The following is a 26,767-nucleotide window of genomic DNA, read 5'->3' as shown; positions in this document are numbered from 1 at the left end:
TTCTTGCGCCGCTGGTCAGTTTCCTGACGGCTTGAGCGTCAGCGTATCGGCCCGTTCGCTATCCACCTTGGCGCGGCTGAACGCCATGGGGAAGTACTCGCCCGTGGCCCATCCCTTGAGCAGGTCCTGGTAGTGCGGGCTGCGCGGGTCAGCCGATTGGCCCGGCACGTTCTGCACGCGCGAGTTATCCCAGTTCGCCACGTCGATCACCTGGCGATACGACGCCCCGCTGATCTGCCTGAAATCGCTTTTGCGGAACGTCGCGCGATGCACCGTGTCGTTGTCGCCGCCCACCGCATAGCGTGGCGTGCCCCAGGCCTTGGCGGTGTCCGGCGGCAGCAGGCTGGCCAGGCTGTGCTCAAACTGGATGTGATGCAGCTTGCCCCATTGCCACTGCGTGGAATCCGACCCCAACTTGGCGCGCAGCTTCTGCACGCCGTCGTTCAACGCTTGCAGCAACAGCGCGTCGCGGCCCCGATCGGGCGGCGTGCCAAAGGCGGTGTCCGGCACGGCCAGCTTTTCCAGCGTCTTGCGGGTGGACAAGTCGCCGAATGCCGCGCGGCCGTTCGCGGGCACGTACAGGTCCGACACCCGCTTGACGACCTCGGGCAGCCAGAACGCGTAGATCGTGGCGGCACGCGAATCGGTGTCCATCCGGTAGTCCCAATCCTTCAACAAGTTCAGCGCGTCGTTCACCGCCGGGTCGGCGGAATTAAGCGCCTTGGCGTAGCCGCCCAGCGTGCGCGCCGGAATCGACAGGTTGTCGTACTGCAGGTCTTGAGACTGTTGTACCGACAGGCGGCTGCCATCGGCCAGCACCTCGCGAATGCGCTGGACGCGATAGGGTTCCGCCCAGGTGCGCGCGGACATGTCCTTGTAGGCATAGTCGGCCGGCAGGTTGTATTCGTTGGCGGTGGCCACATAGCCTTGGGGCGGGTTGTACGCGCGGGGCAGGGCGCTTCCCGGCAAGACGCCGCGCCATTCGAAATCGCCGTTGCCCGGCACCGGCAACATGCCCGACCAATCGTTACGCGGCCGTATCGGCGCGATGCTGCCGCCGAACCAGCCGATGTTGCCGTCCACGTCCGCATACACCATGTTCTCGCTGGGCGTGTAGTGCTTTTCCATACCGGCCACAAATTCATTCCAGTTCTGTGCCTGGTTCAGGCGCAGGCTGGCCAGGTAGGCCGCGGTGCCGGGATATTCCAGATAGGCCGCGCGCAACGCATACGCCTTGCGCCGTACGGGGTCTTCGTGGATGACCGGGCCGTGGCGCGTGAATTTCAATTGACGCACCGCGGCTGCCTCGCCCCGCACGGGAATGGTCTCGTCCATCTGCCGCATCTTTTCCCAGCCGCCTTGATAGCGGTATTCGTTGGGGTTCGCGGGGTTGGTGTCGTAGACGTACAGGTCTTCTTCGTCGCCGAACGCAAAGATCGTCAAGCCGAAGGCGATGCGGTCGTTGTGGCCCATCGATACGCCCGGCAGCGCCGGTTCGCCGGCGCCGATCACGTTCCAGCCCGGCGCGTTCAGGTGCACCATGTAGCGCAAGGACGGCATGGCGATCGACCGGTGCGGGTCGCCCGCCAGTATGGGTTTGCCGGTGTCGGTATGTTGGCCGCCAATGGTCCAGTTATTGCTTTCATAGCGGGTGGCCAGCGGGTCGAAATTTGGGTCCAGCGCCGCCAGCCTGCCTTCGGACAGCGCGCTGGCAAGCGCTTCGCGCTTGTCGGCGGCAAGCGGGCTGCGCGGGAAATCCGCCGCGACGAATTTCTGGCCATTGCGCGCCAGGGTGTAGTTGGCCAGGACCGACTTGTCGATCTGGCGCACGTCCAGCCCGGCCGGCACCTGCAACGCCAGCGGTGGCTCGAACGTGCTCAGGCCCTGCACGGCGTTCAAGCCCAGGCTGGCGACCTGCTCTGCCATCTTCACTTCGGCGGTCAGGTTGCGCGTCAGCCCGTAGATTCGGATCAGCGAGGTCTCGGGGCGCCAATAGCCAGGCAGCGTGCCGGTCAGCTTGAACTCGGGCGGCAACTGGTCGGGGTTGGCCTTTACCCAATCCACATAGGCGTTGATGCCGGCGGCAAATGAGGTCAGGATGGCTTGGCCTTCGGGGTGATAGCTGGCGAATTCGGCCTGCATGTCGCCCCGGAACAGGAACAGGCGCGCGGCGCGGTCTTGTTCGATGAAGCGCGGGCCGAATTGCTCGGCCATCTTGCCTTCGCCTTGCCGGCGCCACAGGTCCAACTGCCACAGGCGGTCGCGCGCGGCGGAAAAGCCCTGCGCGAAGAACAGGTCATTCTGGTTTTGCGCATAGATATGCGAGACGCCGTGGCGGTCCCGCACAATCTCCACCGGCTGCGACAGCCCGGCCATGTTGATGGTGTCTTTCTTGCCGGGCGACGCACACCCCGCCGTCAAGGCAATCAGCCCACTCGCCAGCAATGCGGCGATCCTGCGATTAAACAAACGCATGGCTCCTCCTCCAGGGTTCTTGCTTTTTTATGCCTGTGGGCCCCGGGGCCTCCTGCCGCCGGGTCAACCGCGCAAGCAAAGCTAGATCTAAACCAGTTAGCGCGGCAAAGCTGTTTTATTTGTTGAGATTTGGGATGGCTTGTAACGGCGGGGTGCGCTGGCCGGCGAAACGAATCTGATGGATACATGTGTGGGCGGCAAAGCACAGTGCTAGCGACCCCGGGAATGAGTCCGACATCCGGGGCAACAGGCTCGCAGGCGTCCAAACCGCTACCCATAATGGCCGCATCAAAACAGCCAGGCCGACATGAGCCAGCGGCAAGGAGACCCGATGCAGCCCAATTTGCAATCCAACTTTCTGCTATTCATCACGGACCAACAGCGCGCGGATCACGTGGGTAGTTACGGCAATACCCTGCTGCAAACCCCGGCGCTGGATACCTTGGCCGAAAAGGGTTGGTCCGCCGACCGCTTCTACGTCGCCTCCCCGATCTGCATGCCCAATCGCGCCACGTTGATGACGGGCCGCATGCCCTCGGCGCATGGGGTGCGCCACAACGGCATTGCGCTATCCCAGCGCGCCACAACGTTTGTCGAGAGGCTGCGTGACGCCGGTTATGCCACCGCGCTGATCGGCAAATCGCACTTGCAGAACATGACGGGCTTGGGCCCCGCCTGGCCGCCGGCAAGCTGCCAGCTTGCACAGGGCGAAGCGTGGCGGCCCGAGCCCGGCGACTACGACCAAGAGTGGGGGCCAATGTGGCGCGATCACCCTGGCCATGATATGAAGACGCCGTTCTACGGTTTCGACACCGTGCGCCTGGCGCTTGATCACGGCGATCAGGTCGGGGGCCATTACGCACGCTGGCTTGCCCGCGAACACCCGGAAGTACGGCGGCTATGGGGGCCGGAGCACGCTTTCAGTACGCCGGATTTCGTGCTGACCCAACACCGGCAGGCCTGGCGCACGCGCGTTCCCGAAGAATGCTCCACCACTGCCTACATCGGTGACCAAACCATTGCTCAACTGCGCCGGCACGCTACCGGCCAAGCCCCGTTCTTCATCCAATGTTCATTTCCCGATCCGCACCATCCCTACACGCCGCCTGGCAAGTATTGGGACCAGTATCGGCCGGACGATGTGACGCTGCCGGAATCGTTTCACGCCAGCCGGGCGGCCCATCATCACCCGCCCCCGCACGTGGCGTGGCTGTATCGGCAGCGCGACCTGAACATGGCGGTCAAGCACACGCCGGCCGTATTTGCCTGCACGGAGCGGGAAGCGCGGGAAGCGATTGCGCTTAACTACGGTTCCATCAGCCATATCGACGCAACGATCGGCCGTGTCATGCAGGTGCTGCGTGACACGGGCCTGGACAAGAATACGGTGGTTATTTTCACCAGCGACCACGGCGACTTCTTCGGCGACCACCAGCTATTGTTCAAAGGCCCCATCCACTACCAGGGCCTGATCCGCACGCCGTTCATCTGGCGTGATCCGCAAGCCCTGCCAGCCGCCGCGCGCAGCCAGGCGCTGTGCTCCACGGCCGATATCGCCGCCACCGTGCTGGCGCGCGCGGGGTTGCCCGCCTACAACGGCATGCAAGGCCAATCCTTGCTGCCCTTGATGTCGGGCATCGCTGACACGGTGCGCGATGCGCTGCTGATCGAAGAGGAAGGCCAACGCACGATGTTCGGTTTTCCCGGCCGCACGCGGATGCGAACGCTGCAAACGGCGCGCCACCGCTTGAGCGTGTACGCCGACGCAGATTGGGGCGAACTGTACGACTTGCAGGAAGACCCCCACGAACTGCGCAATCTTTGGCACGACCCCGCTGCGGAGACGCGGCGCGGTGAACTGCTGATGGCGTTGTCGCAAACGATGATCCGCCACGCGGAAACCAGCCCGAACCCCACGGCAATTGCCTGACGCATTCACCAGGCCGGCGGCTTGCCGCTTGCCACTCGCCGCTACACAGGAGAGCAACATGTTCAAGTCGTCCCGATTCTTTTTTTGCTCGGCGTCGTTCATTTGCACGGCGTTGTTCATTGCAAGCGCTTCGGTCGCCGCTACCACCGCCGCGGCATCGGCCGCCGCACCCATCCCATACCCCACGCGGTCCATCCGGCTGATTGTCAATTCCTCGCCGGCGGGTCCGTTGGATATCTGCGCCCGCGCCATTTCGATGCACGCCGGCAAGCTGTTGGGCCAGACGATCATCGTGGAAAATCGTCCGGGCGCATTCGGCAACATCGGCGCCAAGGCCGTCGCCAATGCCGACCCGGACGGCTACACACTTCTGTTGACCCTGGACACGCTGATGACCGTCAACCCGCACGTCTTCAGCGAGCAGGCCGAAGACTTTACCCTAAACCTGGAGCCGCTCAGTATTGTCGGCAGCTTCGGATTGGCGCTGGCCATTCGCCCCGATCTGGGCGTGGCCACAATGGAAGAGTTCTTGCGTTTCGCCAAATCGAATGTCATCACTTATTCGTCCGCGGGCTACGGCAGCCCGGGAAATCTGGCCTTTGAAAAGCTCAAGCTGAGCCTCGGCTTCGAGGTGGCGCATGTGCCTTTCCGGGGCAGTGCGGGCGCCGTCAATGCCTTGTTGGGGGATCAGATCCAGGCCGGATTCCTGGCCGCGTCGGCAGTGCAGCCGCACGTCAAGGCAGGCAAGATGCGTGCATTGGCCGTTTCGTCACGCGAACCCGACCCTGATTTGCCCGGCGTGCCGGCGATGGCGCAGTTGGGTGTGGAATCCTTGAAGGACTTTGAAGCGGCCTTCGCCTTTCTTGTCATGGCGCCGCGAGGTGTGCCGCCCGATGTTGCGGCTAAATGGGATGAAACCCTGGCGCGGGTCTATGCGTCGCCGGAGTTTCTGGCCAGCATTGCCAGCCTGGGCATGCGTGCGCCATTTTCTGGCCACGCTGTCGCGAAAGAGTGGGTGCAAACCCAGGCGGGTAGTTGGGGCGACGTGATCGAATCTGCGGGGATCAAGGGCCAATAGCAGAATGCGGGGCGCTCAGGGAACGCAGCGGCAAAACACCAACAGCACACCGTCCGATGGCGGCAGACCGGAAACTCCACTACCGGCCTTGGCCGCCATGCCCATCCGCCATGCTCACCATTTGCCTTGATTCTGCGATGGCGTCTGCATCGGGGGTGTGGCATTGGTGGGGTGCACCGTGTCCACATACTTTCTATAGCTGGCGACATATGCCCCACTGTAGATGTCGGGCGTCTCATCGCCTTCCCATTTTTGCTCGACGCCAGACTCCCGCCAGGCGGTCAGGTCGCGCATGACGTCGTCGTGGGTTTTCGGGACATCGGGCGTTTGCACGGCGGTCGTGGGGGCGACGGCCTGTTGCGCAAAAGTGGGGCCGGAGAGCAGGCCGGCGGCGGCCAGCACCACCGGGACGAACATACGGAACGAAAGGACAGTCTTCATGAACGACTCCTTGATCACGATAGCAATCCCTCTCCCTCATGGCTTCGGACTCATCGTAGGGCCGCATGGGTGCCCATCGCATACCCAAAATTGATTACGCCTGGCGTGGTCGCCCGGGACGGCTACCGGGGCGCATACCGTGTTTGCGCTATAGCAGGGACGCCAGTCGCACCAATTCTGCCTGGCGGCTGCATTCCATCTTGCTCAGTAACGAGGCAACTTGCTTGCGCACCGTCAGCACGGACGACTGGCGCAGCGTGGCCACTTCTTCCACGCTGTGGCCCGCCGCCAGGCCCGCCAGCACGGCGGCTTCGGCATGGGTGATATCGAACACGGATTCCAGCTTGTCGACGTCGGGCTTGGCGAATGCGCTTTTGCGGCGCAAGCGCACCAGCAGCAAGCGGCCACCCAGCAGGCTTAGCGCATCGGGTGCGGCACTGAGGTCCATCCAGTCAAATTCACCCCAACCCGCGGCCGTGGCCAGTGATCGCGTGTGGCCGTCGTTGAAGGTGGCGGCGCAGTACACATCGAACAGGCGCTGGCTTTTGGCGTCGACGTGGTGCAGCCTGCCGCCGCGCACGATCCAGCCACGAGCCTCTTCCACATAGTGCCGAGCCAGTGCCGACATCTTGTTGACCATGGACTCCTGGTTGATCAGCAGCACCGCTTCGTTGACTTCCGAAAAGGCGCCTTCCACCGATTTCCAGCCTATGGCCAAGGCCTTTTGGCGCTGTGCAAGCTGGCTTTGCAGCATGCGAAAGTACTGGGCGAAGTCGCCTGTTTGCAGGCGGGCGCTGGCTTTGGCGTCGATGGTGGACCGCTGGAAGCCGATGGACGCGTGCAGCACGGCGTTGGACTCGACGATCAGCGAAATGATCTGCGCCATGCGGTGCTTGACCATGAAGTCGGCGTAGAACTCCGTGCGATGCAGTTGGGCGCTGCTGTACATGCGGGCGGTGTCCAGCCAGGTGCCGGCGGGCGCTGTGCGCGAGTCATGCTCCAGCACGTCGTGACGGTAGTAGTGCCCCTGATAGTCGGCGAAGCAGGCGTCGGAAAAGCCGATGGCGGACAGATTTGATAGCTTGTTGCGCGCGTCGAAAACGATCAGCGTGCCGCTGTCGGCGCCAACCAGATCGCGCGCTGTGCGCAGGATGTCTTGCCAGGGCGGGTTGGAGTCGGTCAGATGGTGCACGGCCTCCATTGCGCGGGAGAAGACAATCTGATGCTTGAGCATGGTGTGTCTCCAACGTGGCCGTTGGGCCGAGCGGAAATTATGCGCGCGAATTTGCGATCATTGCGCAACATTCATGCGTCATCCAGGCTGTGGCGCAGGATTATTGAACCACTTGATGCGTGTGCACCGGGATGGTTCCATCAGGGCGGGGCGCCTCGTCCGCCGGCAGGATCGCGGCCCGCCATAAATCCAGGAAATGCCGCTTTTTCAGCGTATCCAGATACACCAGCAATCCCACCCCCAGCGCCATGGGGCGGATGCCCGCGGCCGGAACGACCGAGGCATTGACGGGCCGCATGCCGGATTGCCTGGCCAGCATTTCCTGCCCTCGGGGCGAGAGCAGGTAGTCGAGCAACAGTGCGCCCAGGTCGCCGCGCGGCGCCTGCTTTGGAATGATGGCGGAGCGCGACAGCATCAGGGTGTAGTCCTGCGGGTAGATGATGCCCAGCGGAGCGCCCTGGTCGATGCGGTGCCGGGTGTAGGACTCCAGCAGGTTGTACGCCAACGTGATCTCGCCGCGCTCCAGCTTGTCCAGCGCGTCTTCCGTGGACTCGTGGGTGGTGACGCCATTGCGGCCGAACGCGGCCAGCAAGGCGCCCGCCATGCTGTCCAGCCGCGTGTCCTGCGTGGCGGCCAGATAGCCGATGCCGCTGCCTTGCACGTCGTAGGTCGAAATGCTGTTGGCCAGCGGCCGGTCGGGTGCTTGCAGCAAGGAAAGCAGCGCGCGGCGCGTATGAGGCACGCGCGCGGCGGCGAGCTTGTCCGTGTTGTAGACCATGACGATGGGGTCGGTGCCGATGCTGAACACCTCGTCGCGCCAATTTGCCCAGGCGGGCAGGGCGCGCGTTTCCGGCGATACGTGGCGTTGCGCATAGCCGTCGTTGACGAGCTTGGTCTGCAGATCCATGGCGCTGCTGATGATCAGGTCGGGGCCGCGCTTTGCCGTGGCGTCGTCCTGTGCGCGCGCGACCGTGTCCTGGTAGAGCTGCTGCGTGGACAGCTCGGTGTATTCCAGCCGCACGCCGGGGTTCAGCCGGCCAAAGTCTTCCAGCACACCCTTGAACACCTGCACGCTGTTGGACGCATGCAGCACCAGCACGTTCTTGCTGTCCACGGGCCCAAGCGTCAGGCCGTCGCGGCTGACTTCGGCGGCTGTCGCGTTGCTCACGGTCGCCATGGCCACCACGGTCGCGACCGACAGAAAGGCGGTGGCGCCAAGCAGCCTGCCCACCCATGCCAGCGCGCTATGCATCACGACGGCTCGCCGGAAAGTTGATGACCGCATCCAGCCCGCCGCCCACGCGGTTACTCAAGCTGAGTTTGCCTTGATGGATTTCGACAACGCGCTTGACGATGGACAGACCCAGCCCCGCGCCTGAGGTGCGCGGGTTTGGGCCGCGCGTGAAGCGTTCGAACGCGGCATTGGCCAGCGCGGGCGGGATGCCCGGCCCGGGGTCGGAGACGGTGATGCGCCAGCCGTTATCGTGGGCGTCGAGGATGATGTCGATGTGCCCGTCGTTGGGGCCGGAGATGGGGTTGGAAATTTGGGCGCCGTGGCGCAAGGCGTTGTCGATCAGGTTCTTGAAGGCCTCGCGCAGCATCAGGCTGTCGCCCAGGATGGTTGGTGTTTGGCGGTCAGGTTCCTGGCCGGACGCGGCAGCGGGCAGGTGCAGGCGCACGTCGGGCTGGGGGGCGGCTTGCGGCACGGTGTCATAGGCGGCCTGGCGCAGCAGTTCGGCCAGGTCAACCGCTTGAAACTGCTTGACGTTGCTGCGGTGGATGACGCTGGCGTCGCTAAGCAGCTGGTTGACCAGCCGCGACAGTTTTTCGGCATTGCGCAATACGGCCAGCAGGCTGCGGCGCTGTTCGGCGGGGTCGTCTTCATCCAGCGCCACTTCCATCTGCGCATGCAGCGCGGCCAGCGGCGTGCGCAACTGGTGGGCGGCTTCGGCGATGAACAGGCGCAAGGTGTCGAGATTGTCGGATAGCCGGGCCATGAAGCCGTCCAGCGAATGCACCAGGGTATCGAGTTCCTGGGGCACGGGCGCGGCGATGGGATGCAGGTCGGACGCGCTGCGCGTGGCCAATTCGTGTTCGATGCGCTGGATGGGCGACAGGGAACGTTGCAAGCCCCAGTAGGCCAGCGCCAGTGCCGCGCTGGTGAAACCGATCAGCGCCAAGGTGCCTTGCCACAGGATGCTGTCGGCCAGCGCGTTGCGGGCTTCGCGGGTCTGCGCAACATGGATCACGGCGGCCTCGGCGCTACGCGGCCCGGCAATCTTGCGTTCCATCCAGGCAACGCGCACAGGCTCGCCCTGATACCGGGTGGTGTACAGCTGAGGCGTATCGTCGGCGTTTTGGCGGTCCGGTGCCGAGGGCAGGTCGGCGTATCCGGAAATCAGCGATCCCGCCGTGGTCGCAACGCGATAGAACACCCGGTCGCGCGGCGCCTGTTCCAGCAAGGCCAGCGCGGCGTAGGGCATGTCCATCTGCCATTCGCCTTGCACCAGTTGCAGGCTGTCGGCCATGGACAGGACCGACGCGCGCAGCAATTGGTCGTAGGTGGTGTCCGCGGTTTGCTGGGCATAGCCGCGCACCAGCAGGTAGAGCGCGGCCAGGCCCACGGCGAACAGCGTCAGCAGCATCGCCAACAGGCGGCGTCGGATGGAAATGCGGCCTGGCTTCACGGGCTAGTCCTGCGGCGTGCCGGGCGCGGGGTTGTCCGGCGGGGCGGTGGACGTCAGCAGGTAACCGGTGCCGCGCTGCGTTTCGATGCGTAGCGGCGAGCCTTCCAGCTTGCGGCGGAGCCGGGCGATGTAGACCTCGATGGCGTTGGGCGCGGCGTCGTCGTCGAAGGCAAAGAGCTTGTTGGCAATCTCGGTTTTGCTGACGGCGCGATTCATGCCGGCCAGCAGAATCTCAAGCAGGCTGTATTCGCGCTTGGGCAGGTCGATGCGCTGTCCGCCCAGCGAGACGTGGCGCGCGGCGCTGTCGATGATCAGGTCGCCAAAGCGCAGGACGCCCGCGGCTTGGGCGCTGGGCCGGCGCAGCAAGGCGCGGCAGCGGGCTTCCAGTTCGCGGAAATCAAAGGGCTTGGCCAGATAGTCGTCGGCGCCAGTATCCAGGGCGTGGACGCGGTCTTCGATGTCGATGCGGGCCGTCAGCGCCAGCACCGGTGTCTTGCTGCCCCGGTCGCGCAGGCGGTGCAGGATGTCAAAGCCCGACATGCGGGGCAGGCCGATATCCAGGATGACCAGGTCGAAGGTTTCGTATTGCAGCACGCCGTCGGCGCTGAGGCCGTCGTTTTGAAGGTCCACGGCATGGCCGAGACGGCGCAGCCGGCGGACGAGGGCGTCGGCCAGATCCTCGTCGTCTTCGATCACCAGGATGCGCATCGGCTGATTGTAGCTGCGTCCAATCCGGCCATTTTTCCCCGGGGCGGCCGCCTGTGGAAAGGCGCAAAGGGCCGCTCGCGGTTTGAAAAAACGACAGGTTCCAGACAGCTTTTCTTCCTAGTCTTCTGCACCTGCCTCCCTTGCTGGAGGCGGCGTCACACATAACAACGACTAGTCGGAGATACCCCTCATGCTTTTGACCCTGCTTGGCTTTGGCATGGTGATCACGTTCATGACGTTGATCATGACCAAGCGCCTGTCGCCCTTGGTCGCCCTGATTCTTGTCCCCATTATTTTTGCGCTGCTGGGCGGCTTTGGCGCCGGCATCGACAAGATGATGCTGGACGGCATCCGCAAGATTGCGCCCACCGGTGTGATGCTGATGTTCGCCATCCTGTATTTCGGGGTGATGATCGACGCCGGACTGTTCGATCCCATCGTCGGCCGAATCCTGCGCGCGGTGAAGGGCGACCCGCTGAAAATCGTGGTGGGCACGACGGTGCTGGCGCTGGTGATCTCCTTGGATGGCGACGGCTCGACCACCTACATGATCGTGGTGGCCTCGATGCTGCCGCTGTACCGCCGCCTGAAGATGAATGCGCTGTCCATGACCTGCCTGGCGATGCTGGCCAGCGGCATCATGAACCTGACGCCGTGGGGCGGGCCGACGGCGCGCGCCGCCAGCGCCCTGCATGTGGACGCGGGCGACATCTTCATTCCGCTGGTGCCGGTGATGGGGGTGGCTATTGTGGCGCTGCTGATCCTGGCGTTCATGCTGGGCCTGAAAGAGCGCCGCCGCCTTGGCGTGCTGTCGCTGCCGGATGGCGCGTCGCTGCACGCCGGCTACGACGAGGACGGCCCCAAGAACCTGCCTGAAATCGAAGTCGACCATGACCTGCGCCGCCCCAAGCTGCTGTGGGTGAACGCCGGCCTGACGCTGGCGCTGATGGTCAGCCTGGTGATGGGCGTCCTGCCGCTGCCGGTGCTGTTCATGATTGCGTTCGCGGTTGCGCTGATCATCAACTATCCGAACCTGGCCGAACAACGACGCCGCGTTGCGCAGCACGCGGGCAATGTGCTGTCGGTGGTATCGCTGATTTTCGCGGCGGGCATCTTCACGGGCATTTTGTCCGGCACGGGCATGGTGGAAGCCATGTCGCGCAGCCTGCTTGCCGTGATTCCGGATGCGATGGGCCCGTATCTGGCGGGCATCACCGCCCTGGTCAGCCTGCCGTTCACGTTCTTCATGTCGAACGACGCCTTCTATTTCGGGGTGCTGCCCATCCTGAGCGAAGCGGCGCAGGGCTATGGCATTTCGGCCGTTGAAATGGCGCGCGCGTCGCTCATCGGCCAGCCGGTGCATTTGCTGAGCCCGTTGGTGCCGTCTACCTACCTGCTGGTGGGCCTGGCCGGGGTGGAATTCGGCGACCACCAACGTTATTCGTTGAAGTGGGCCACGCTGATCTGCGTGGTGATGCTGGCAGCCGCCCTGGCGTTTGGCCTGTTCCCGCTTGTGGGCGCGGTTGCTTGATTCGCGGCGTTTGCCGCACATTGATTAAGGAATGGTCATGGCTTTGCGTATCGCTTATGTCACCAGCGGAATGGGCCACACGGGCACCGCGATCTGCCAGGCGCTGCATCAGACGGGGCATCGTGTGGTGGCAGGCTGCGGCCCGCGTTCGTCGCGCCGGGATGGTTGGTTGAAGGAACAGAAGTCCCTGGGCTATGACTTCGTCGCGTCCGAGGGCGACGCCACCGAGTGGGCATCAACCGAGGCGGCGTTCGCGAAAGTACGCCGCGAAGTCGGCGAGATCGACGTGCTGGTCAACAACGCCGGGTCCATGCTGGACATGCGGTTTCGTCAAATGGGCTATGCCGATTGGGCCGCGGTGCTGCGCAGCAACCTGGACACGCTGTTCAACAGCACCAAGCAGGTGGTCGACAGCATGGCCGACCGGGGCTGGGGGCGCATCATCAACATTGGTTCGGTGGCGGCGGAAAAAGGGCAGATCGGGCAGATCAATTACGCCACGGCCAAGGGCGCGGTGATTGGCTTCACGCGGTCACTGGCGCAAGAAGTGGCGGCGCGCGGCGTCACGGTGAACCTGGTGTCGCCGGGCTTCATCGCCGACGACACCGTGAAGGCGTTTCCGCCGGCGCTGCTGGACCGCATCATCGAAAGCGTGCCGGTCGGACGCCTGGGCACCGCCCATGACCTGGCCGGGCTGTGCGCCTGGCTGGCCTCCGACGAAGCCGCCTTCGTCACGGGCGCCAACTACGCGATCAACGGCGGCGTGTATATGAGCTGAAGGCGGGGGGCGGGTGTGGGCCTCTCTGCTAGTCGCTGAATCTAGTGCGTCAATGCCAGATGAGCGATGTAGCCAGATCGGCTTTCTCCCGCCGCACGCGCTTTGGCGTCGATCCTTGCAAGGATTCGGCGGGGCAGCGTGATGTTGATGCGTTCGATGGTGTCGTCCATGACGGCCGGATCGATTTCAACAATGGCCCAAACCCAGCCCGCGAATTCCGGATTCGCTTGGTGACCCGCAATGCTGGTGGCAACGGGTACGGGTGTGCCGCTATCCAACGCGGTTTCAATCCACAGCTCGATCGCTTCTTTTGCGTTCTCGATAGCTTCGTCTATGCCTGAGTCGGCGGCGGAAAAGCAGCCCGGCAGATCCGGCACGACGACGCCCCACGCTTGCGTCTCGCTGCCGGGTTCAATGGCGATTGGATATTTCATGAGTTTCCTTGGCAAGCCATGTGCGGACCGATGGTCCAGCGATACCGGGCTACTTCAGGCCGGCTTGCGTCAGCAGTTTCGTAACCAGTCCGATCCCCAAGTCTTTCTTGGGGTGAGGCACGCTGATATGCCCAGCTTTTTGCGGGTGGACGAAAATGTGATGCGAGCCTTTCGCATGTCGGAATACCCAGCCCGCTTGGCGAAGCTGTCTGATGATCTCGCGGCTGTTCATGATGTGTACCATACACACCAAACAATTGGGAAGGGGCCAAATGGGTCGTTTATCGGACCCAGTTACGCGAACCGGCGCTCACGTGGGGCGATCCTGGCCAGGATTGATTCGCGAGCAAGGTCCCTATGCAAAAATGCACCGTTTTGAATTTCAACAGGGAGCGGTTCGATGCAAGCTAAGTGGTTGGCGGTGGCAGGCGCGGCGGCTGTGTTGGCGCTGGCGGGATGCGGCAAGAAAAATGAATACCCCGAGAGTGTTCGCCGCGTGACCTATAGCGCCTGCGTGGAAGGCTTCAAGAAAAGCGCGGGCGCGCTGCCCGATGTCGACACGCGTGCAGAGGCCTATTGCAATTGCGTGCTGGACGGATTGCAGAAGTCCGTGCTTCTGAAGGACTACACCGCCTATGACCGCATGCTGGTCACGAACGAAAAAAGCGCGGAGCGCGATCGGATCGAGGCACTGGTCAATGGTGTCGTGAATATGTGCGTGGCAGAGCAGACGCAAAAGTAGTGCTGCTTGCCGGGGGCGCCTAGCGGCCCAGCTTCATCGACACATCCGTATGCGTGCCGCGATCCAGATCCGCGCCCAGGGGCTGATCCCATTCGGGCAGGTTCAGCAGTTCCTTGCTGACTTCGCCCGCTTCGATGCGGCGAGCGATGTCTTCCAGCAGCAGCGTACGGGTAGCAAAGCCCTTGCCTTGCAGATCGCGGGCAAAGAGGCGGTACGTCAGGTTGGGTTCTTCGCCCTTCATGACGCCCAGGTCCAGGATGCGACCTTGCTCATTGCGCATCAGCAAATGCCCGGGCCGCGCATAGATACGGTAAATGCGCCATGGCGAAGCAATGGCGGCGTGGTCGCGCTGCGGCTCCCGCCTGGGCTCGCCACCCGGGGCAGGGCGCGGCGCTGAAGGCAGCAGCTTGACGCAGGCGTTGGCGAATTTGGCGATTGACCTTCTGATCGCGCTCACGCTGGAACCGTGAAACGCGCATGCGCGAGCACAGTTAGATGCGTGCTGGGACGGGTGCGCGCGTAGCGCTTGCGGGGGTGGTGCATGGCCATACTCCTGTATGGCGATACGGCGAGGTGACGCGCGTTCAAGCACCATTGCGCCAGCATACGCGCTTTATGGTTCGGGTATACGCTTATCCAGGCTTGGTTACTCAATAGGGCAACGCCAAGGGATCTTCCCAGACCCTTATTACGCAATGATTTCATTAATAAGCGTTTATTTTTTCCGCGTAACTGATGCTTGCGTGGTAATTGGAAACGCCGATTGACATTGCCCACCCCTGCACCCATAGTGGATAAGAAGCTTTTCGAGCATCGTGATTTCCGTCCGGTCTTGCTCCCCTTGGGGCGCTTAATTGTTCGCTGTCCTTTCCTTGATAGGCTCATCTTCGCGGGCAACGCCTGCATTTAAAAAGGAATGAGATTATGGAAACCGGAATCGTAAAGTGGTTTAACGATGCGAAAGGATTCGGCTTCATCATGCCCGAGGACGGCGGCAAGGATTTATTCGCGCATTTCTCGGAAATCGTTAGCGAAGGGCACAAAGTGCTGATGGAAAACCAACGCGTCAGCTACGTCACCGCTCAAGGCGCAAAAGGGCCTCACGCCACGCAAATTCGCGCTCTGTGAATAAAGGCCCGTTGGGCCTTTAACGTTTGGCCTTTAAATACAGAAGGGGCTTTTATGTTTCACAACAATATGGTCTACAAGGGCTATCGGCTCACCGCCAATGTTTCCCGGATAGCAGTCGGGGGCAGCGGCCGGCCCGCGTTTACCGCAACGGTAGCGGTTGAGTTGGCGGCCGACCAAGACAAACTTAACGAGCATCATGCCGTGCCGCTGTTCGAATCAGGCGGATTTGTTTCCAGCCCGGGCATGGCAGTGGATGCCGCGATCAATCATGGCCGGCTTGTGGTTGATTCACATGCCAGGCCGGCTTGATATGCCGCGGCATCGCGCTGCGTACCGGCCAGTCAGGGCCGCCCATTCGGGCGGCCTTTTTGTTGGCGCTTGCCGTGCACGTGCATGCCGCTGTGGCGGACTGCGCGGGATAGCGCAACGGTCACTGGATGACAAGAAAACGCGCCGCCGCCTGTAAACTCTGAGCACCTTCATGGGCTCGGGAGATGCTTGATGGCCGGCAGCAGTTTCTTTGCATTGTTCGATGACATCGCGACCATTCTGGACGACGTTTCCGTCATGACCAAAGTCGCGGCCAAGAAGACGGCCGGCGTACTGGGCGATGACCTGGCGCTGAACGCGCAGCAGGTGAGCGGGGTGCCGGTCAACCGGGAACTGCCCGTGGTGTGGGCGGTGGCCAAGGGGTCGTTCATCAACAAGCTGATCCTGGTGCCGTCGGCGCTCCTGATCAGCGCGTTCGCGCCCTGGGCGGTGACGCCGCTGCTGATGCTGGGCGGCGCGTTCCTTTGCTACGAAGGCGTAGAGAAACTGGCGCACAAATTCCTGCCGCATGGCGAGTCTGACGAGGGCAACCATGCGGCGCGCGCGCAAGCCCTTCAGGACACAGCGGTGGACATGGTTGCGTTTGAACGCAACAAGATCAAGGGCGCCATTCGGACCGACTTCATCCTGTCCGCCGAAATCATCGTCATCAGCCTCGGGGCGGTGGCGGGCGCGGATTTCACGCGCCAGGTGGCGGTGCTGTCCATCATCGCCATCGCGATGACGGTTGGTGTGTACGGACTGGTGGCCGGTATCGTCAAGCTGGACGATCTGGGCTTGCACCTGAGCCAGAAGCGCACGCAGGTGGTGGCGTGGCTGGGCCGGGGCATCGTGGGCGCCGCGCCCTATCTGATGAAGACCTTGTCGGTGGTTGGCACCGCCGCGATGTTCATGGTGGGCGGCGCCATCCTCACGCACGGCATTGCGCCGGTACACGCGGCCGTAGAACACGCCGCGGCCGCGGTAGGCGGCGGGGGCGTGGTGCAGGCGCTGACGGCCACCGTTCTCAACGCCCTGTTCGGCATCGTGGCCGGCGCGGTGGTGCTGGGCGTGGTCAGCCTCGTCAAGCGGCTGTTCAAGAAAGGCTGAATGCCGGATCAGGTTCTGGGTTAAGGCAGACAACCAGGCCCGACAACCAGGCCCGACGACCAGGCCTGAACACCCGTCCCGGAGTGCCCTCTCGGCTCTCCGGGCGCTTTCTTTCTGCCCACTCGGCTGTGCATCGCGCGCCAGCCTAGGGAATCCCCTGCCTTGTTGCCCGCAAACGCATGCGCCTAAAATTGGCGCCAATTTATGTGATCATTATCGATCATCGGCAGCCCACCATGCGTCCGCCCACGCGGCCATGGACATGAGGAAATCATGCAGTCCAACGCAGCTATCGCCTTGACTCCCGACGCCGCCCTGGCGCGGGCCATCTACGACCTGGGCCACAGCACGGTCTTCGCGGCGCGAACCGATCCGCGCTTTTCCTATTGCATGTACGTGCCGCCGCACATCGACACAGCCAAGCATCCGATGGAACTCGTCGTGATCATGCACGGCACCGGCCGCGCCTTCGTGGAATACCGCGATGCGTTCGCGGAGTTCGCGCGCTGGAATGACTGCATCGTGCTCTGCCCGTTGTTCCCCGTGGGCCCCTCGGGCGACGGCAACCGCGACGGCTTCAAGCAACTGCTGGAAGGCGAAATCCGCTACGACCAGATCCTGCTGGACATGGTGGCCGAAGTGGGCGAGAAGTTTGGCCTGTCGTTCAAGAAGTTCGGCTTGTTCGGCTATTCCGGCGGCGGCCAGTTCGTGAACCGCTTCGCGTACCTGCATCCCGAACGCCTGTGGGCCGTGTCGATCGGCGCGCCTGGTTCGGTCACGCTGCTGGACCCCAGCCAGGATTGGTGGGTAGGCGTGCGTGACGCCGAAACGCGCTTTGGCAAGGGCGTCGACATCGAAGCGCTCAAGCAGGTGGCGGTGCACATGATCGTGGGCAAGGCTGACCTGGAAACTTGGGAAATCACCCATCGCGAAGGCGGCAAGTTCTTCATGCCCGGCGCCAACGACGCCGGCAAGACGCGCCCGGAACGGCTGGAGTCGCTGCGCCGTTCGTTCGAAGCGGCGGGCGTAAAGGCCGTGCTGGACCTGGTGGATAACGTGCCGCACGACGGTCTGAAATGCGTGGGCCAGGTGCAGGACTTCCTGGCGCGCGCGCTGCGCAAGTTGCGGCATCAAGAGAACTGACATCGCCAGGACGGGGTGGCGCGGACCTCCGCCCCGCCGCGTTCAGGAATAGGAGAGGGGCATGCTGCGTTTCGCACTATCCCGAATTGTCATGGCGATACCGACCCTGCTGATCGTGGCGGTGGCGGTGTTTGTGATGATCCGGCTGATTCCGGGCGATCCCGCCCAACTGCTGCTGGGCGACCTGGCCACGCCCGCCGCGCTGGCGGATCTGCGCGCGAGGCTGGGGCTGGACCAGACCTGGCTTGTGCAGTTCGGCATCTGGTTTGGCAACATGCTGCACGGCGACCTGGGCGCGTCCATCAATACCGGCCAGCCTGTGCTGCCCTTGGTGTGGGACCGCTTCCTGATCAGCGGGCGCGTGGTGCTGGTGGCCGTGCTGTTCGCCGCGTTGGTGGCGGTTCCGGCGGGCATGATCGCCGCCTGGAAGCAGAACAAATGGCCCGATCTGTTCCTGGTGGGCTCGGCTACGTTGCTGGTATCCATCCCGACCTTCTGGCTGGGTCTGCTGCTGCTGATTTTCTTTGGCTTGAAGCTGCAATGGCTGCCGGTGGTGGGCTATGTGTCGATCGGCGAAGACTGGAAGGCCGGCCTGCTGTACCTGGCCATGCCCATTCTCACCCTGTTCCTGCACGAAATCGGTGTGTTGATGCGCATGGCGCGCGCCAGCACGCTGGAGGTGCTGCGGCTGGACTACATCACCCATGCGCGCGCCAAGGGCCTGTCGGAATCGGCCGTGCTGATGCGCCACGCCTTCCGCAACGCCTTCGGGCCAACCTGGACGCTGATCGGGCTGGTGCTGGGCAATCTGCTGGGCGGCATCGCGGTGGTGGAAACCGTGTTCACCATTCCCGGACTGGGGCGCCTGCTGGTGGACTCCATCTTCGCGCGCGATTACCCGGTGATCCAGGGCTGCCTGCTGTTCGTGGGCGTGGTCTATGTGGTGGTGAACCTGCTGATCGACCTGTGCTATCCCATTTTCGACCCGAGAGTGACCGCCGAATGAAAAAGCGAATTCCCGCCAACGCGCTCCTGGGTGGCCTGATCGTCGGGGCGATGATCGTCGCGGCGCTCATGGGCGCCTTCTGGACGCCGCACGATCCGCTCAAAATCAACTTCGTCGCGCGGCTCAAGCCGCCGGGCGGAGACTTCCTGCTGGGCACGGACGAGTTCGGCCGCGACGAACTGTCGCGGTTGCTGGCCGGCGCTTCCAGCAGCGTCTGGATCAGCCTCTTGACGGTGACGTTCGCCATTGTGGTGGGTACCGCCATCGGCACGCTGACCGGTTTCGTGCGGGGCTGGACCGACCGCATCATCATGGCTTTCAACAATGCACTGCTGGCCTTTCCGGGCCTGTTGCTGGCCTTGGGCCTCCTGGCCGTGGTGGGCGCCAACAAGTACGGCATCATCCTGGCGCTGGGCCTGGCGTATACGCCATCGGTGACGCGCATCGTGCGCGGCACGGTGCTGTCCCTGCGCGAAAAGGAGTTCATTGAATCCTCCCGCGTGCTGGGCAATTCCGAGCTCTACACCATGTTCCGGCATGTGCTGCCCAACTGCGTGGCGCCGTTGACCGTGCTGGCCACGTCCATGTTCGGCTGGGTGATCCTGGCGGAAAGCGCGCTGTCCTTCCTGGGCCTGGGGGTGCCGCCGCCCGCGCCCACCTGGGGCAATATGCTGGCCGCCGCGCGCCCGTTCATGGCGCAGGCGTCGTACCTTTCCATTCTTCCCGGCCTGGCCATCGCGCTTGCGCTGCTGGGCATCAACCTGCTGGGCGACGCGGTGCGAGACCGTCTCGATCCCCGCATGAGGGGCGTGCAATGAGCACACTGGTATCCGTATCGAACCTGACCCTGACGGTGGGGCAGGGGGGCCGCGAGATCGTCAGCGGGGTGTCGTTCGAGGTGGCGCCTGGCGAAATGGTCGGCATCGTGGGTGAATCGGGCAGCGGCAAGACCCAGGCCGCCCGCGCCATCATGGGCTTGACCCCAGCGCCCCTGGTGGTGGCGGGCGGCGCCATCCTGTTTGAAGGCGTGGACGTGACGAAGGCGGACGCCTCGGTGCTGCGCAAGCTGCGCGGCGCGCGCATCGGCATGGTGTTCCAGGAGCCGATGACGTCCCTGAACCCGTCCATGCCGATCGGGCGGCAATTGGACGAAGGCTTGAAACTGCATCGCCGGACCTTGTCCACGGCGCAGCGCCGCGAGCGGATCCTGGAGATGCTGCGCCGGGTGGGCATCCGCGATCCCAAGGGCGCGATGGAAGCCTGGCCGCACGAGTTCTCGGGCGGCATGCGCCAGCGCATGATGCTGGCCTCGGTGATGCTGTTGCAGCCCGCGCTGCTGATCGCCGACGAACCCACCACTGCGCTGGACGCCGTGGTGCAGCGCGACGTGCTGGAACTGATGGTGGACCTGACGCGCGAACACAATACGGCCGTGCTGATGATCAGCCACGACCTGCCGATGGTGGCCCGCTACACCGAGCGCATGGTCGTCATGCAGCACGGCAAGGTGCTTGAAGCCGGCACCACGGCGGGCATTCTGGAGCGGCCGCGTCACCCGTACACGCGCAAGCTGCTGGACGCGATGCCGCGCCGGCTGCCGGCGCGCAAACTGCCGCAAGAGGCGCCCATTGTCCAGGTCAAGAACCTGGTGGTGGACTACGCCGGCCATCAGCGCCTGTTCTCACGCACCAGCGCCAAGCGGGCCTTGGACGGCATCGACCTGCACGTCAACCCGCGCGAGGTCGTGGCGGTAGTGGGCGGGTCCGGCTCGGGCAAGACCACGCTGGGCCGCGCCATTGCCGGACTGCTTGCGCCCACGTCCGGCCAGATCCTGTTTCGCGACCAGCCGGTAAGCAGCCGATCCGCGGCCTGGCGCGATTATCGATTGAACTGCCAGATGGTGTTCCAAGACCCGTATTCATCGCTGGACCCGCGCATGACGATCGGCCAATTGGTGGGCGAAGGCCTGCGCATGGTGGACGGCCTGTCGGCGGCCGACAAGCGTCGCCGCGTGGACGAGGTGCTGGCCGAGGTGGGTCTGGGATCCGAATACGCCAAGCGCTTTCCGCACGAAATGTCGGGCGGCCAGCGCCAGCGCGTCGCCATCGCGCGCGCCATCGTGCGCCGGCCGGCATTCGTGATTGCCGATGAACCCGTGTCCGCGCTGGACGTGACCGTGCGTGCACAGGTGCTGGACCTGTTTGCCGACTTGCAGGAACGCCACGGTTTTTCATGCCTGTTCATCAGCCACGACCTGGGCGTGGTGGAGCAGGTGGCTGACCGTGTGGTGGTTATGCGCGATGGCGGCATCGTCGAGCAAGGTTCGCGCGACGCGGTGTTCGACCGGCCGCAAGAGGAATACACGCGCAGCCTGTTGCAGGCCATCCCGGCGTTGGAATCCACCGAGAGCGGCGGCGTGCGGCTGCGCTGGCGCCTGGAGGGGCAGGAACCCATGCGGGCGATTGCTTGACGGAAGGCAGGGAACCCCCTGCTTTCGCTGCAAGAACTTACGCCTAAAATACGCGCTTTGGAACTGATAGACGGGAGTGGTCCATGCCGAAAGCGGCAGCGATGCAACCCGGCCTGGTTGACCGTATTGCCCATGATATTCAGTCGGGTGTGTATGGTCCCGGCGCCTGGTTGAAACAGATCGACCTGCAAGAACGCTATGACGCCAAGCGCCTGGACGTGCGGCGGGCGCTAGATCAATTGGCCGCCAAGCGGCTGATTGCGCACATCCCGAACCGGGGCTATCACGTCTACGCCATGGACCCTGACGTGCACCTGCAGATCCGTGACATCCGTATCCTGCTTGAGACGGGCGCGGCTGCCGATCTGATGCCCAACGTCACGGCGGCCAAGGTGCGCGCGCTGCGCACGCTGGCGGAACGTTTCGCGAAACTGCTGCAGGACGGCACCTTGCTGGAGCAGTACGAGGTCAACCTGGCTTTTCACGCCGCCATGTACGACATGTGCCGCAACCGCGAACTGGCCGCGCTGATCCAGGAAACGCGCGCCCGCGGTCCTGCCGCTCCGGCCAAGGAATGGGTTACCCGTTCGCGCATTGAAATTTCGGCGCGCGAGCACTTCGACATGGTCGATGCGTTGGAAGCGCGCGACGTGAAGCAGTTGCAGAAGATCATCTCGCAGCACGTCGGTCAGGACATTTCCTGACGCGCGCGGGTCGCGTCGTTTGATTGCGCAACACCATCGCGGCGGCCCTTTGGTAAAGAGGCCGCCGTTTTTTCGTCTCTGTTTCAGGGATACCCCGTATGGCGGCCGAGATCGTAGCAGCCATAATTAGCAGATTATTTTGGCGCCAAAATATGCGTGAAATCTGCGCCACACGCCGGGGAGTCTTTGCATGCACCACCCATTCGTTCCCAGAGCGCTTGCGCTCTCCCTGGCGCTTGCCGCCGCCGCGCCGGCTCATGCCGCCGCGCCGGCTCATGCCGCCGCGCCGGCTCATGCCGCCGTGCTCACCATCGCGCAGCCGGCCGACATCCGTTCGACCAACCCCGGCGTCAACCGCGATAACACCACGGACGGCGTAGTGCTGAACATGGTGGAAGGGCTGGTGGGCTACCGCGAAGACGGCACCGTCGGCCCGCTGCTGGCCAAGTCCGTGGACTTGTCGGCGGATGGGCTGACCTACACCTTCACGCTGCGTGACGGCGTCAAGTTCCACAACGGCGCCACGCTGACCTCGGCCGACGTGCTCTGGAGCTGGCAGCGCTACATGGACGCCAAGACGGACTGGCGTTGCCGCAGCGATTTCGATGGCCGCAACGGCTTGAAGGTCACGGAGGTGAGCGCGCCCGACCCGAAGACGGTCGTGATGAAGGTGGACCGCAAGTCGGCGGTATTCCTGGATTCCCTGGCGCGCACTGATTGCGGCATGACCGCGATTTTGTCCAAGGATTCGGTGGCGGCCGATGGCTCGTGGATCAAGCCGATCGGCACCGGCCCCTACATGTTCAAGGAATGGAAGCGTGGCGAATACACCCTGCTGAGCGCCTTCAAGGATTACGTTTCGCCGCCGGGTGACAAGGCTGACGGCTACCTGGGGTCGAAGCGGCCGTTGGTGGACGACGTGAAGTTCCTGGTGGTGCCGGACCCGTCCACCTCGAAGGCCGGCCTGATGTCAGGCGCCATCGATGCAAGCCAGATCACCAATACGGATGTGGGCGAACTGAAAAGCGTCAAGACACTGACGGTGTTCAGTCCGCACGATGCCGTCAAGCATGTGCTGTTGTTCCAGACGCAAGACCCGGTGCTGAAGAACGTGAAGATGCGCCAGGCGATCGCCGCGTCGCTGGATATCCCGCAAGTGGTGGCGGCCGCGTCCGAAGGCTTGGGGCAACTGAACAATTCCGCGGTCTATGCGGGGTCGGCGTATTACAAGGACGCTGAAAAGCGGGGCTACAAATATGATCCGGCGCGGGCGCAGCAGTTGCTGAAAGAAGCCGGCTACGCGGGTGAGCCGGTGGTTATCTATGCGAACAAGCGCGCCCATGTGCCGAGCTATCAGGTGGCGGTGATTGCGCAAGCCATGATGCAGTCGGTGGGTATCAACGCCAAGATCGAGGTGCTGGAATGGGCCACGCAATTGGACCGCTACAACACAGGCAAATACCAGATCAGCTCGTTCTCGTTTTCGTCACGGCTGGACCCCGCACTGAGCTTCGAACAGTTCTCGGGCGACAAGACCAGGCAGCCGCGCAAGGTCTGGGACGACCCTGCGGCGCAGAAGCTGATTGATGAGAGCTTCCTGGAATCAGATCCGGTAAAACGCCAGGCGCTGTTCGATAAGTTGCATGCGTTGATGCTGGAACAAACGCCGATGCTGATGCTGTACAACGGGGCCGACGCCTGGGCGACGAACAAGCGGGTCGAGGGATTTTCGGTGTGGGAAGGCAAACCGAGGGCTTGGGAGACGAGGGTGGGGGCGGTGAAGTAGGGGTAGCGACTAGGCGCAGCGGGCGGTTGATGGGTTGCGCGCGGTGTGGGGCGGGGTTCGAATCGTGGGTGGTTCGCGCTTCACCCATTCTACGGAAGTGGGCCGTATTTGTAGGATGGGTGAAGTGCGCGAATGCTTGCCCGCGAAAGCCGACGGGGATCGCACGTAACCCATCAGCCGCGGCTGCCTGATGGGTTGCGCGCGGCGCACGCCGGGGTTCGGTTTACGGGTATTTCGCGCTTCACCCATCCTACGGGGGGTTACTTGCGCGGGTTGCTATGGCGTTACGCGCTCGACTTCCCATGCCCTTGGCTTTTTTACGGCCCAGGGTTGGTAGCCCTTGATGTTGCTGCGGTACGCGCCGATATCCAGTCCGTTGTACAGAGGAATGCTGGGCACGTCGGCGAGGAACAGCTTGTGCAACTGGTCAAACGAGGCCTGACGCTTCGCGTGGTCGGTATCCACCGACGCGGCTTCCACCAGCTTCGACGCCTCTGCGTTGTCCCAAATCTTGCGTGGCTGCCTGGTCTTGTCGCCCGTCACCATCTCGTAGTTCAGGGCCGCGTCCAGGCGCGCCGAATATGGGAACGTCATCATCTGATAATTGCCCGCGTTGTAGCGGTCCAGTTGGGTCGCCCATTCCACCACCGACAACTGTGCGTTGATGCCCACCGACTGCAGCATCGCCTGCACGATCACAGCCGAGTTATACGATTGCGGATAACGCTTGGTGGTCAGGATGGTCAGCGCCTGCCCCTTGTAGCCCGATTCCTTCAACAGCTTCTGCGCCTGAGCGGGGTCGTAGTCCCACCCCAGCTTCTGCGTGGCATCGTGGTAGGGCGACACCAGCGGCACGATGGAATTGTTGGGCTCGGCCAGGCCTTCGGTGACGGCGGCCGCCAACTGTTTGTAATCGATGGCGTGAGCCAAGGCCTGGCGCATCTTCACGTTCGACAAGGCCGGGTCCTTGGTCTGCAGCAGCAACGCCGTCATGCTCATCACCGGTGCATAGGCCACCTTCACATTCGGCGTGCCCTGCAATACCGGCACGTCGTTGTTGGACACGTCTTCGATGATGTCGATGTTGCCGCGTTGCAAGGCGGCCTTGGCGGTGGAATCGTCCGGCACGATCATGAAGCGCACTTCGTCCACCAGCGCGCGTTTGGAACCCGTGTAGCCGTCGCGCTTGCCGTCCAGGTTGGCGTAGCCGGCGAATTTGGTCAGACGGATGTATTCACCGCGCTTCCATTCCGCCAGCTCGAACGGGCCGGTGCCGATGGGCTTGACCCAGGCGCCGTCCGGGCCGACTGAATCCTTGGACAGAATGCCGGTGCCGCCGCAGTCAATGCGGGCCAAGGACGCCAGGAACAAGCTGCTGGGCTTTTCCAGGTGATAGACCACCGTGCGCGCATCGGGCGCTTCCACGCCCGTCACCTTCACGGTGCCGCGGCCATCGAATTCGCTGGCGCAGCGCCAGCCGGAATTCGCGGCGGTGTAGTGCTGCCAGCTCCACAGCACGTCAGCCGAAGTCATCGGCTTGCCGTTATGGAACGTCACCCCGTCGCGCAAGGTGAATGTGTAGGTCTTGCCGTCGGGGCTGATCTGCACGGACTTGGCCAGCAGCGGGCGCACCTCGGCATCTTCGCCATAGGCGACCAGGCCTTCCACGATGTGCATCACGACTGCGTCGCTGTTGCTGTCGCGGTTGACGCCGGGTTCGGTCGAGCGGATGTCGGCGGTCATCGAGATGCGCAGCGGCAAGGCGGCTTGCGCACAGGCCGCGCCGGCCAGGCTGGCCAGCGCCAGCGCAACCGCGGCGTTCAGGCAATGGATCTTCATTGAAACTTCCTTGGGGTTGCGCGGGCCGGAGTTCAGGCGGCGGCCAGCAGTTCGGGTGCGGCAGTCAGGCTGTAGCGGGTAAACGTGCGGTTCAGGGCGGGCAGGGGCGCCACTTCCATCAGCCCGGCTGCGGGTTCCATGACCACCATGGCCACGGTGGCCGACAGGTTGTCGTGGCTGCCCGGGCGAGGCGGCCGGCACACGGAATAGGGCGCGCCGAAGTCGTCGAACAGCGCGCGCTTGAGGTCGTCGCGCGTCAAGAACTTTTTCTCGTTCAGCAGGCGGCGCACGCGCCAGTCGCGGTAGGCGCTTTCCGGCGTGCTGGCGCGTCCCGTGTCGCGCAACTTTGACAGCGCCACTTCGCTGACCCAATGGTTGGCGTGCACGATCAGGTCATCGCTGCCCGGGTAGATCGGGAATGCCTCGTCGGTGGTGCACTCGTAGTCCACGCCGAAACCGGCCGCCATGCCCAGCATGATGTTGTTGGAGCAGGACTTCGCCGTCGTGGCCACGGCCTTGATGGCCAGCGCGAAGTGTTCCTGTTCCAGCACCTTGCGGCGAATCAGCGACAACGGCACGCCCAGTTGGCGGAAGTCGCGGTCGGATTCCAGGTAGTTGGCGGTGATGGACACGCCGGCGCTGTTCAAGCCGCTGCGTGCCAGGCCGCCCGCTTCCACGAAGGTCAGCATGTCCGGGCCGTTGTCGTTCTGCACGCGCAGCACGATGGCCGTCTCGGCGCACTCGGCGCGCCAGTCCCAGTTTTGTCCATGAATCAACTTGCCGTTGGCCGAGCGCGTGGGCAGGATCAGCGCGCCCGTGCAGCCGTCGCCGGGTTCCAGTTCGGCAGCCTTCTTCTTTTCGGCGCGGGCCTTGGCCACGACTTCCGTGCGCGCGTTGACCATCACGATGTCTTCGAACGGCACGTCGGCACCGGCCGCGATGCCGCGCATTTCTTCCACGTAGTGCGGTGCAAAGTGCTCGATTTCGCGCGCGAAGTGGGCGATGAGTTCGGTGCGCGCCATGGCGTCGTAGCCCAGGTCGACCAGCGTCTGGCCGTACATGGCCGCGCTCTTGCGCACGCGCGCCGCGGCTTGCTGGCCATAGGAACGGCCGCGGGCCTCGGGCGTGCCGGAAACCGAAACGAAGGGAAATTGGGTGATTTGGGTCATGGACGGGAAGCGGCGTTGCGTGCCGTGAAGTCGGGAGGGAGGAACCAATATTGCAAAAATGT

Annotated in this window: 25 protein-coding genes; 14 read left to right on the top strand and 11 right to left on the bottom strand. The window is 63.6% G+C overall.

The features are described from left to right. Nucleotides 1-15 precede the first annotated feature (15 nt). The gene (locus tag CVS48_RS28925) at nt 16-2,475 is read right to left on the bottom strand and encodes a penicillin acylase family protein (protein WP_100857423.1); all 2,460 of its coding nucleotides are present in this window, start codon (nt 2,473-2,475) and stop codon (nt 16-18) included. Nucleotides 2,476-2,806: 331 nt separating this feature from the next. Between CVS48_RS28925 and CVS48_RS28920 the strand changes: the two genes are divergently transcribed. Together CVS48_RS28920 and CVS48_RS28915 are read left to right on the top strand one after the other, a co-directional pair. Beyond that, nucleotides 2,807-4,405, top strand: a complete 1,599-nt coding sequence (locus tag CVS48_RS28920) for a sulfatase family protein (protein WP_167401072.1) — start codon at nt 2,807-2,809, stop codon at nt 4,403-4,405. Nucleotides 4,406-4,463: 58 nt separating this feature from the next. Next, complete coding sequence (locus CVS48_RS28915) at nt 4,464-5,483, top strand: Bug family tripartite tricarboxylate transporter substrate binding protein (RefSeq protein ID WP_100857422.1); 1,020 nt, start codon at nt 4,464-4,466, stop codon at nt 5,481-5,483. A 114-nt stretch (nt 5,484-5,597) separates the two neighbouring features. On the opposite strand, the gene CVS48_RS28910 is transcribed toward CVS48_RS28915, so the two are convergent. From CVS48_RS28910 to CVS48_RS28890, 5 genes are all read right to left on the bottom strand, one after another. Further along, entirely contained in the window at nt 5,598-5,924 is a 327-nt protein-coding gene (locus CVS48_RS28910; protein ID WP_100857421.1) for a hypothetical protein, read from the bottom strand. Nucleotides 5,925-6,072: 148 nt separating this feature from the next. After that, nucleotides 6,073-7,158, bottom strand: a complete 1,086-nt coding sequence (locus tag CVS48_RS28905; protein ID WP_100857420.1) for a LuxR C-terminal-related transcriptional regulator — start codon at nt 7,156-7,158, stop codon at nt 6,073-6,075. Between the two features lie 100 nt (nt 7,159-7,258). Further along, complete coding sequence (locus CVS48_RS28900; RefSeq protein WP_100857419.1) at nt 7,259-8,410, bottom strand: ABC transporter substrate-binding protein; 1,152 nt, start codon at nt 8,408-8,410, stop codon at nt 7,259-7,261. Continuing rightward, nucleotides 8,403-9,845: a sensor histidine kinase gene (locus CVS48_RS28895; RefSeq protein ID WP_100857418.1), complete on the bottom strand. Its 1,443-nt coding sequence runs from the start codon at nt 9,843-9,845 to the stop codon at nt 8,403-8,405. Before CVS48_RS28895 ends, CVS48_RS28900 begins: the two co-directional genes overlap by 8 nt. A gap of 3 nt (nt 9,846-9,848) precedes the next feature. After that, nucleotides 9,849-10,553 (bottom strand): response regulator transcription factor, encoded by a 705-nt coding sequence (locus tag CVS48_RS28890; RefSeq protein ID WP_100857417.1) that lies wholly within the window; start codon nt 10,551-10,553, stop codon nt 9,849-9,851. 190 nt (nt 10,554-10,743) lie between these two features. On the opposite strand from CVS48_RS28890, the gene CVS48_RS28885 reads away from it, so the two are divergent. Both CVS48_RS28885 and CVS48_RS28880 read left to right on the top strand, forming a co-directional pair. Next, on the top strand, nt 10,744-12,084 hold the full coding sequence (locus tag CVS48_RS28885) for a CitMHS family transporter (RefSeq protein WP_100857416.1): 1,341 nt from the start codon (nt 10,744-10,746) through the stop codon (nt 12,082-12,084). Between the two features lie 37 nt (nt 12,085-12,121). Continuing rightward, the gene (locus CVS48_RS28880; RefSeq protein ID WP_100857415.1) at nt 12,122-12,862 is read left to right on the top strand and encodes an SDR family oxidoreductase; all 741 of its coding nucleotides are present in this window, start codon (nt 12,122-12,124) and stop codon (nt 12,860-12,862) included. Between the two features lie 41 nt (nt 12,863-12,903). Here CVS48_RS28880 and CVS48_RS28875 read toward each other — a convergent pair whose 3' ends face one another. Both CVS48_RS28875 and CVS48_RS28870 read right to left on the bottom strand, forming a co-directional pair. After that, nucleotides 12,904-13,296: a type II toxin-antitoxin system HicB family antitoxin gene (locus CVS48_RS28875; RefSeq protein WP_100857414.1), complete on the bottom strand. Its 393-nt coding sequence runs from the start codon at nt 13,294-13,296 to the stop codon at nt 12,904-12,906. Nucleotides 13,297-13,345: 49 nt separating this feature from the next. Then, entirely contained in the window at nt 13,346-13,528 is a 183-nt protein-coding gene (locus CVS48_RS28870; RefSeq protein WP_100857904.1) for a type II toxin-antitoxin system HicA family toxin, read from the bottom strand. A 168-nt stretch (nt 13,529-13,696) separates the two neighbouring features. Here CVS48_RS28870 and CVS48_RS28865 point away from each other — a divergent pair, with 168 nt between their 5' ends. Beyond that, entirely contained in the window at nt 13,697-14,038 is a 342-nt protein-coding gene (locus CVS48_RS28865) for a hypothetical protein (RefSeq protein ID WP_100857413.1), read from the top strand. Nucleotides 14,039-14,057: 19 nt separating this feature from the next. Here the strand turns inward: CVS48_RS28865 and CVS48_RS28860 are convergent, their stop codons facing one another. After that, nucleotides 14,058-14,495 carry a hypothetical protein gene (locus tag CVS48_RS28860; protein WP_100857412.1) on the bottom strand — a complete coding sequence of 146 codons (438 nt, stop codon included), beginning with the start codon at nt 14,493-14,495 and terminating at the stop codon, nt 14,058-14,060. 467 nt (nt 14,496-14,962) lie between these two features. Between CVS48_RS28860 and CVS48_RS28855 the strand changes: the two genes are divergently transcribed. The 9 genes from CVS48_RS28855 to CVS48_RS28815 all read left to right on the top strand — a co-directional run bounded on the left by CVS48_RS28855 (nt 14,963) and on the right by CVS48_RS28815 (nt 23,697). Continuing rightward, complete coding sequence (locus CVS48_RS28855; protein ID WP_050448526.1) at nt 14,963-15,166, top strand: cold-shock protein; 204 nt, start codon at nt 14,963-14,965, stop codon at nt 15,164-15,166. Nucleotides 15,167-15,220: 54 nt separating this feature from the next. Continuing rightward, nucleotides 15,221-15,478 (top strand): hypothetical protein, encoded by a 258-nt coding sequence (locus CVS48_RS28850; RefSeq protein ID WP_100857411.1) that lies wholly within the window; start codon nt 15,221-15,223, stop codon nt 15,476-15,478. A gap of 192 nt (nt 15,479-15,670) precedes the next feature. Further along, nucleotides 15,671-16,588: a DUF808 domain-containing protein gene (locus CVS48_RS28845; protein WP_100857410.1), complete on the top strand. Its 918-nt coding sequence runs from the start codon at nt 15,671-15,673 to the stop codon at nt 16,586-16,588. 273 nt (nt 16,589-16,861) lie between these two features. Further along, nucleotides 16,862-17,731 (top strand): alpha/beta hydrolase family protein, encoded by an 870-nt coding sequence (locus CVS48_RS28840; protein WP_100857409.1) that lies wholly within the window; start codon nt 16,862-16,864, stop codon nt 17,729-17,731. A 61-nt stretch (nt 17,732-17,792) separates the two neighbouring features. Beyond that, entirely contained in the window at nt 17,793-18,737 is a 945-nt protein-coding gene (locus tag CVS48_RS28835) for an ABC transporter permease (RefSeq protein WP_100857408.1), read from the top strand. Continuing rightward, the gene (locus CVS48_RS28830) at nt 18,734-19,555 is read left to right on the top strand and encodes an ABC transporter permease (protein ID WP_100857407.1); all 822 of its coding nucleotides are present in this window, start codon (nt 18,734-18,736) and stop codon (nt 19,553-19,555) included. The genes CVS48_RS28835 and CVS48_RS28830 overlap by 4 nt, the downstream gene beginning before the upstream one ends. Continuing rightward, entirely contained in the window at nt 19,552-21,207 is a 1,656-nt protein-coding gene (locus tag CVS48_RS28825; protein WP_100857406.1) for an ABC transporter ATP-binding protein, read from the top strand. Before CVS48_RS28830 ends, CVS48_RS28825 begins: the two co-directional genes overlap by 4 nt. Before the next feature lie 83 nt (nt 21,208-21,290). After that, the gene (locus CVS48_RS28820; RefSeq protein ID WP_100857405.1) at nt 21,291-21,911 is read left to right on the top strand and encodes a GntR family transcriptional regulator; all 621 of its coding nucleotides are present in this window, start codon (nt 21,291-21,293) and stop codon (nt 21,909-21,911) included. 190 nt (nt 21,912-22,101) lie between these two features. Continuing rightward, a complete protein-coding gene (locus CVS48_RS28815) occupies nt 22,102-23,697 on the top strand; it encodes an ABC transporter substrate-binding protein (protein ID WP_100857404.1) in 1,596 nt (531 codons plus the stop codon). A 276-nt stretch (nt 23,698-23,973) separates the two neighbouring features. Here the strand turns inward: CVS48_RS28815 and CVS48_RS28810 are convergent, their stop codons facing one another. Both CVS48_RS28810 and CVS48_RS28805 read right to left on the bottom strand, forming a co-directional pair. Beyond that, a complete protein-coding gene (locus CVS48_RS28810) occupies nt 23,974-25,536 on the bottom strand; it encodes an ABC transporter substrate-binding protein (RefSeq protein ID WP_100857403.1) in 1,563 nt (520 codons plus the stop codon). 32 nt (nt 25,537-25,568) lie between these two features. After that, entirely contained in the window at nt 25,569-26,705 is a 1,137-nt protein-coding gene (locus tag CVS48_RS28805; protein WP_100857402.1) for a C45 family autoproteolytic acyltransferase/hydrolase, read from the bottom strand. Nucleotides 26,706-26,767 lie beyond the last annotated feature (62 nt).

Origin of the sequence: Achromobacter spanius, assembly GCF_002812705.1 — a bacterium.
GTDB classification, from domain to species: Bacteria; Pseudomonadota; Gammaproteobacteria; order Burkholderiales; family Burkholderiaceae_B; genus Achromobacter; species Achromobacter spanius.
The sequence above is the reverse complement of the archived record's forward strand: the minus strand, read 5'-3'. Positions and strand labels throughout refer to the sequence as shown.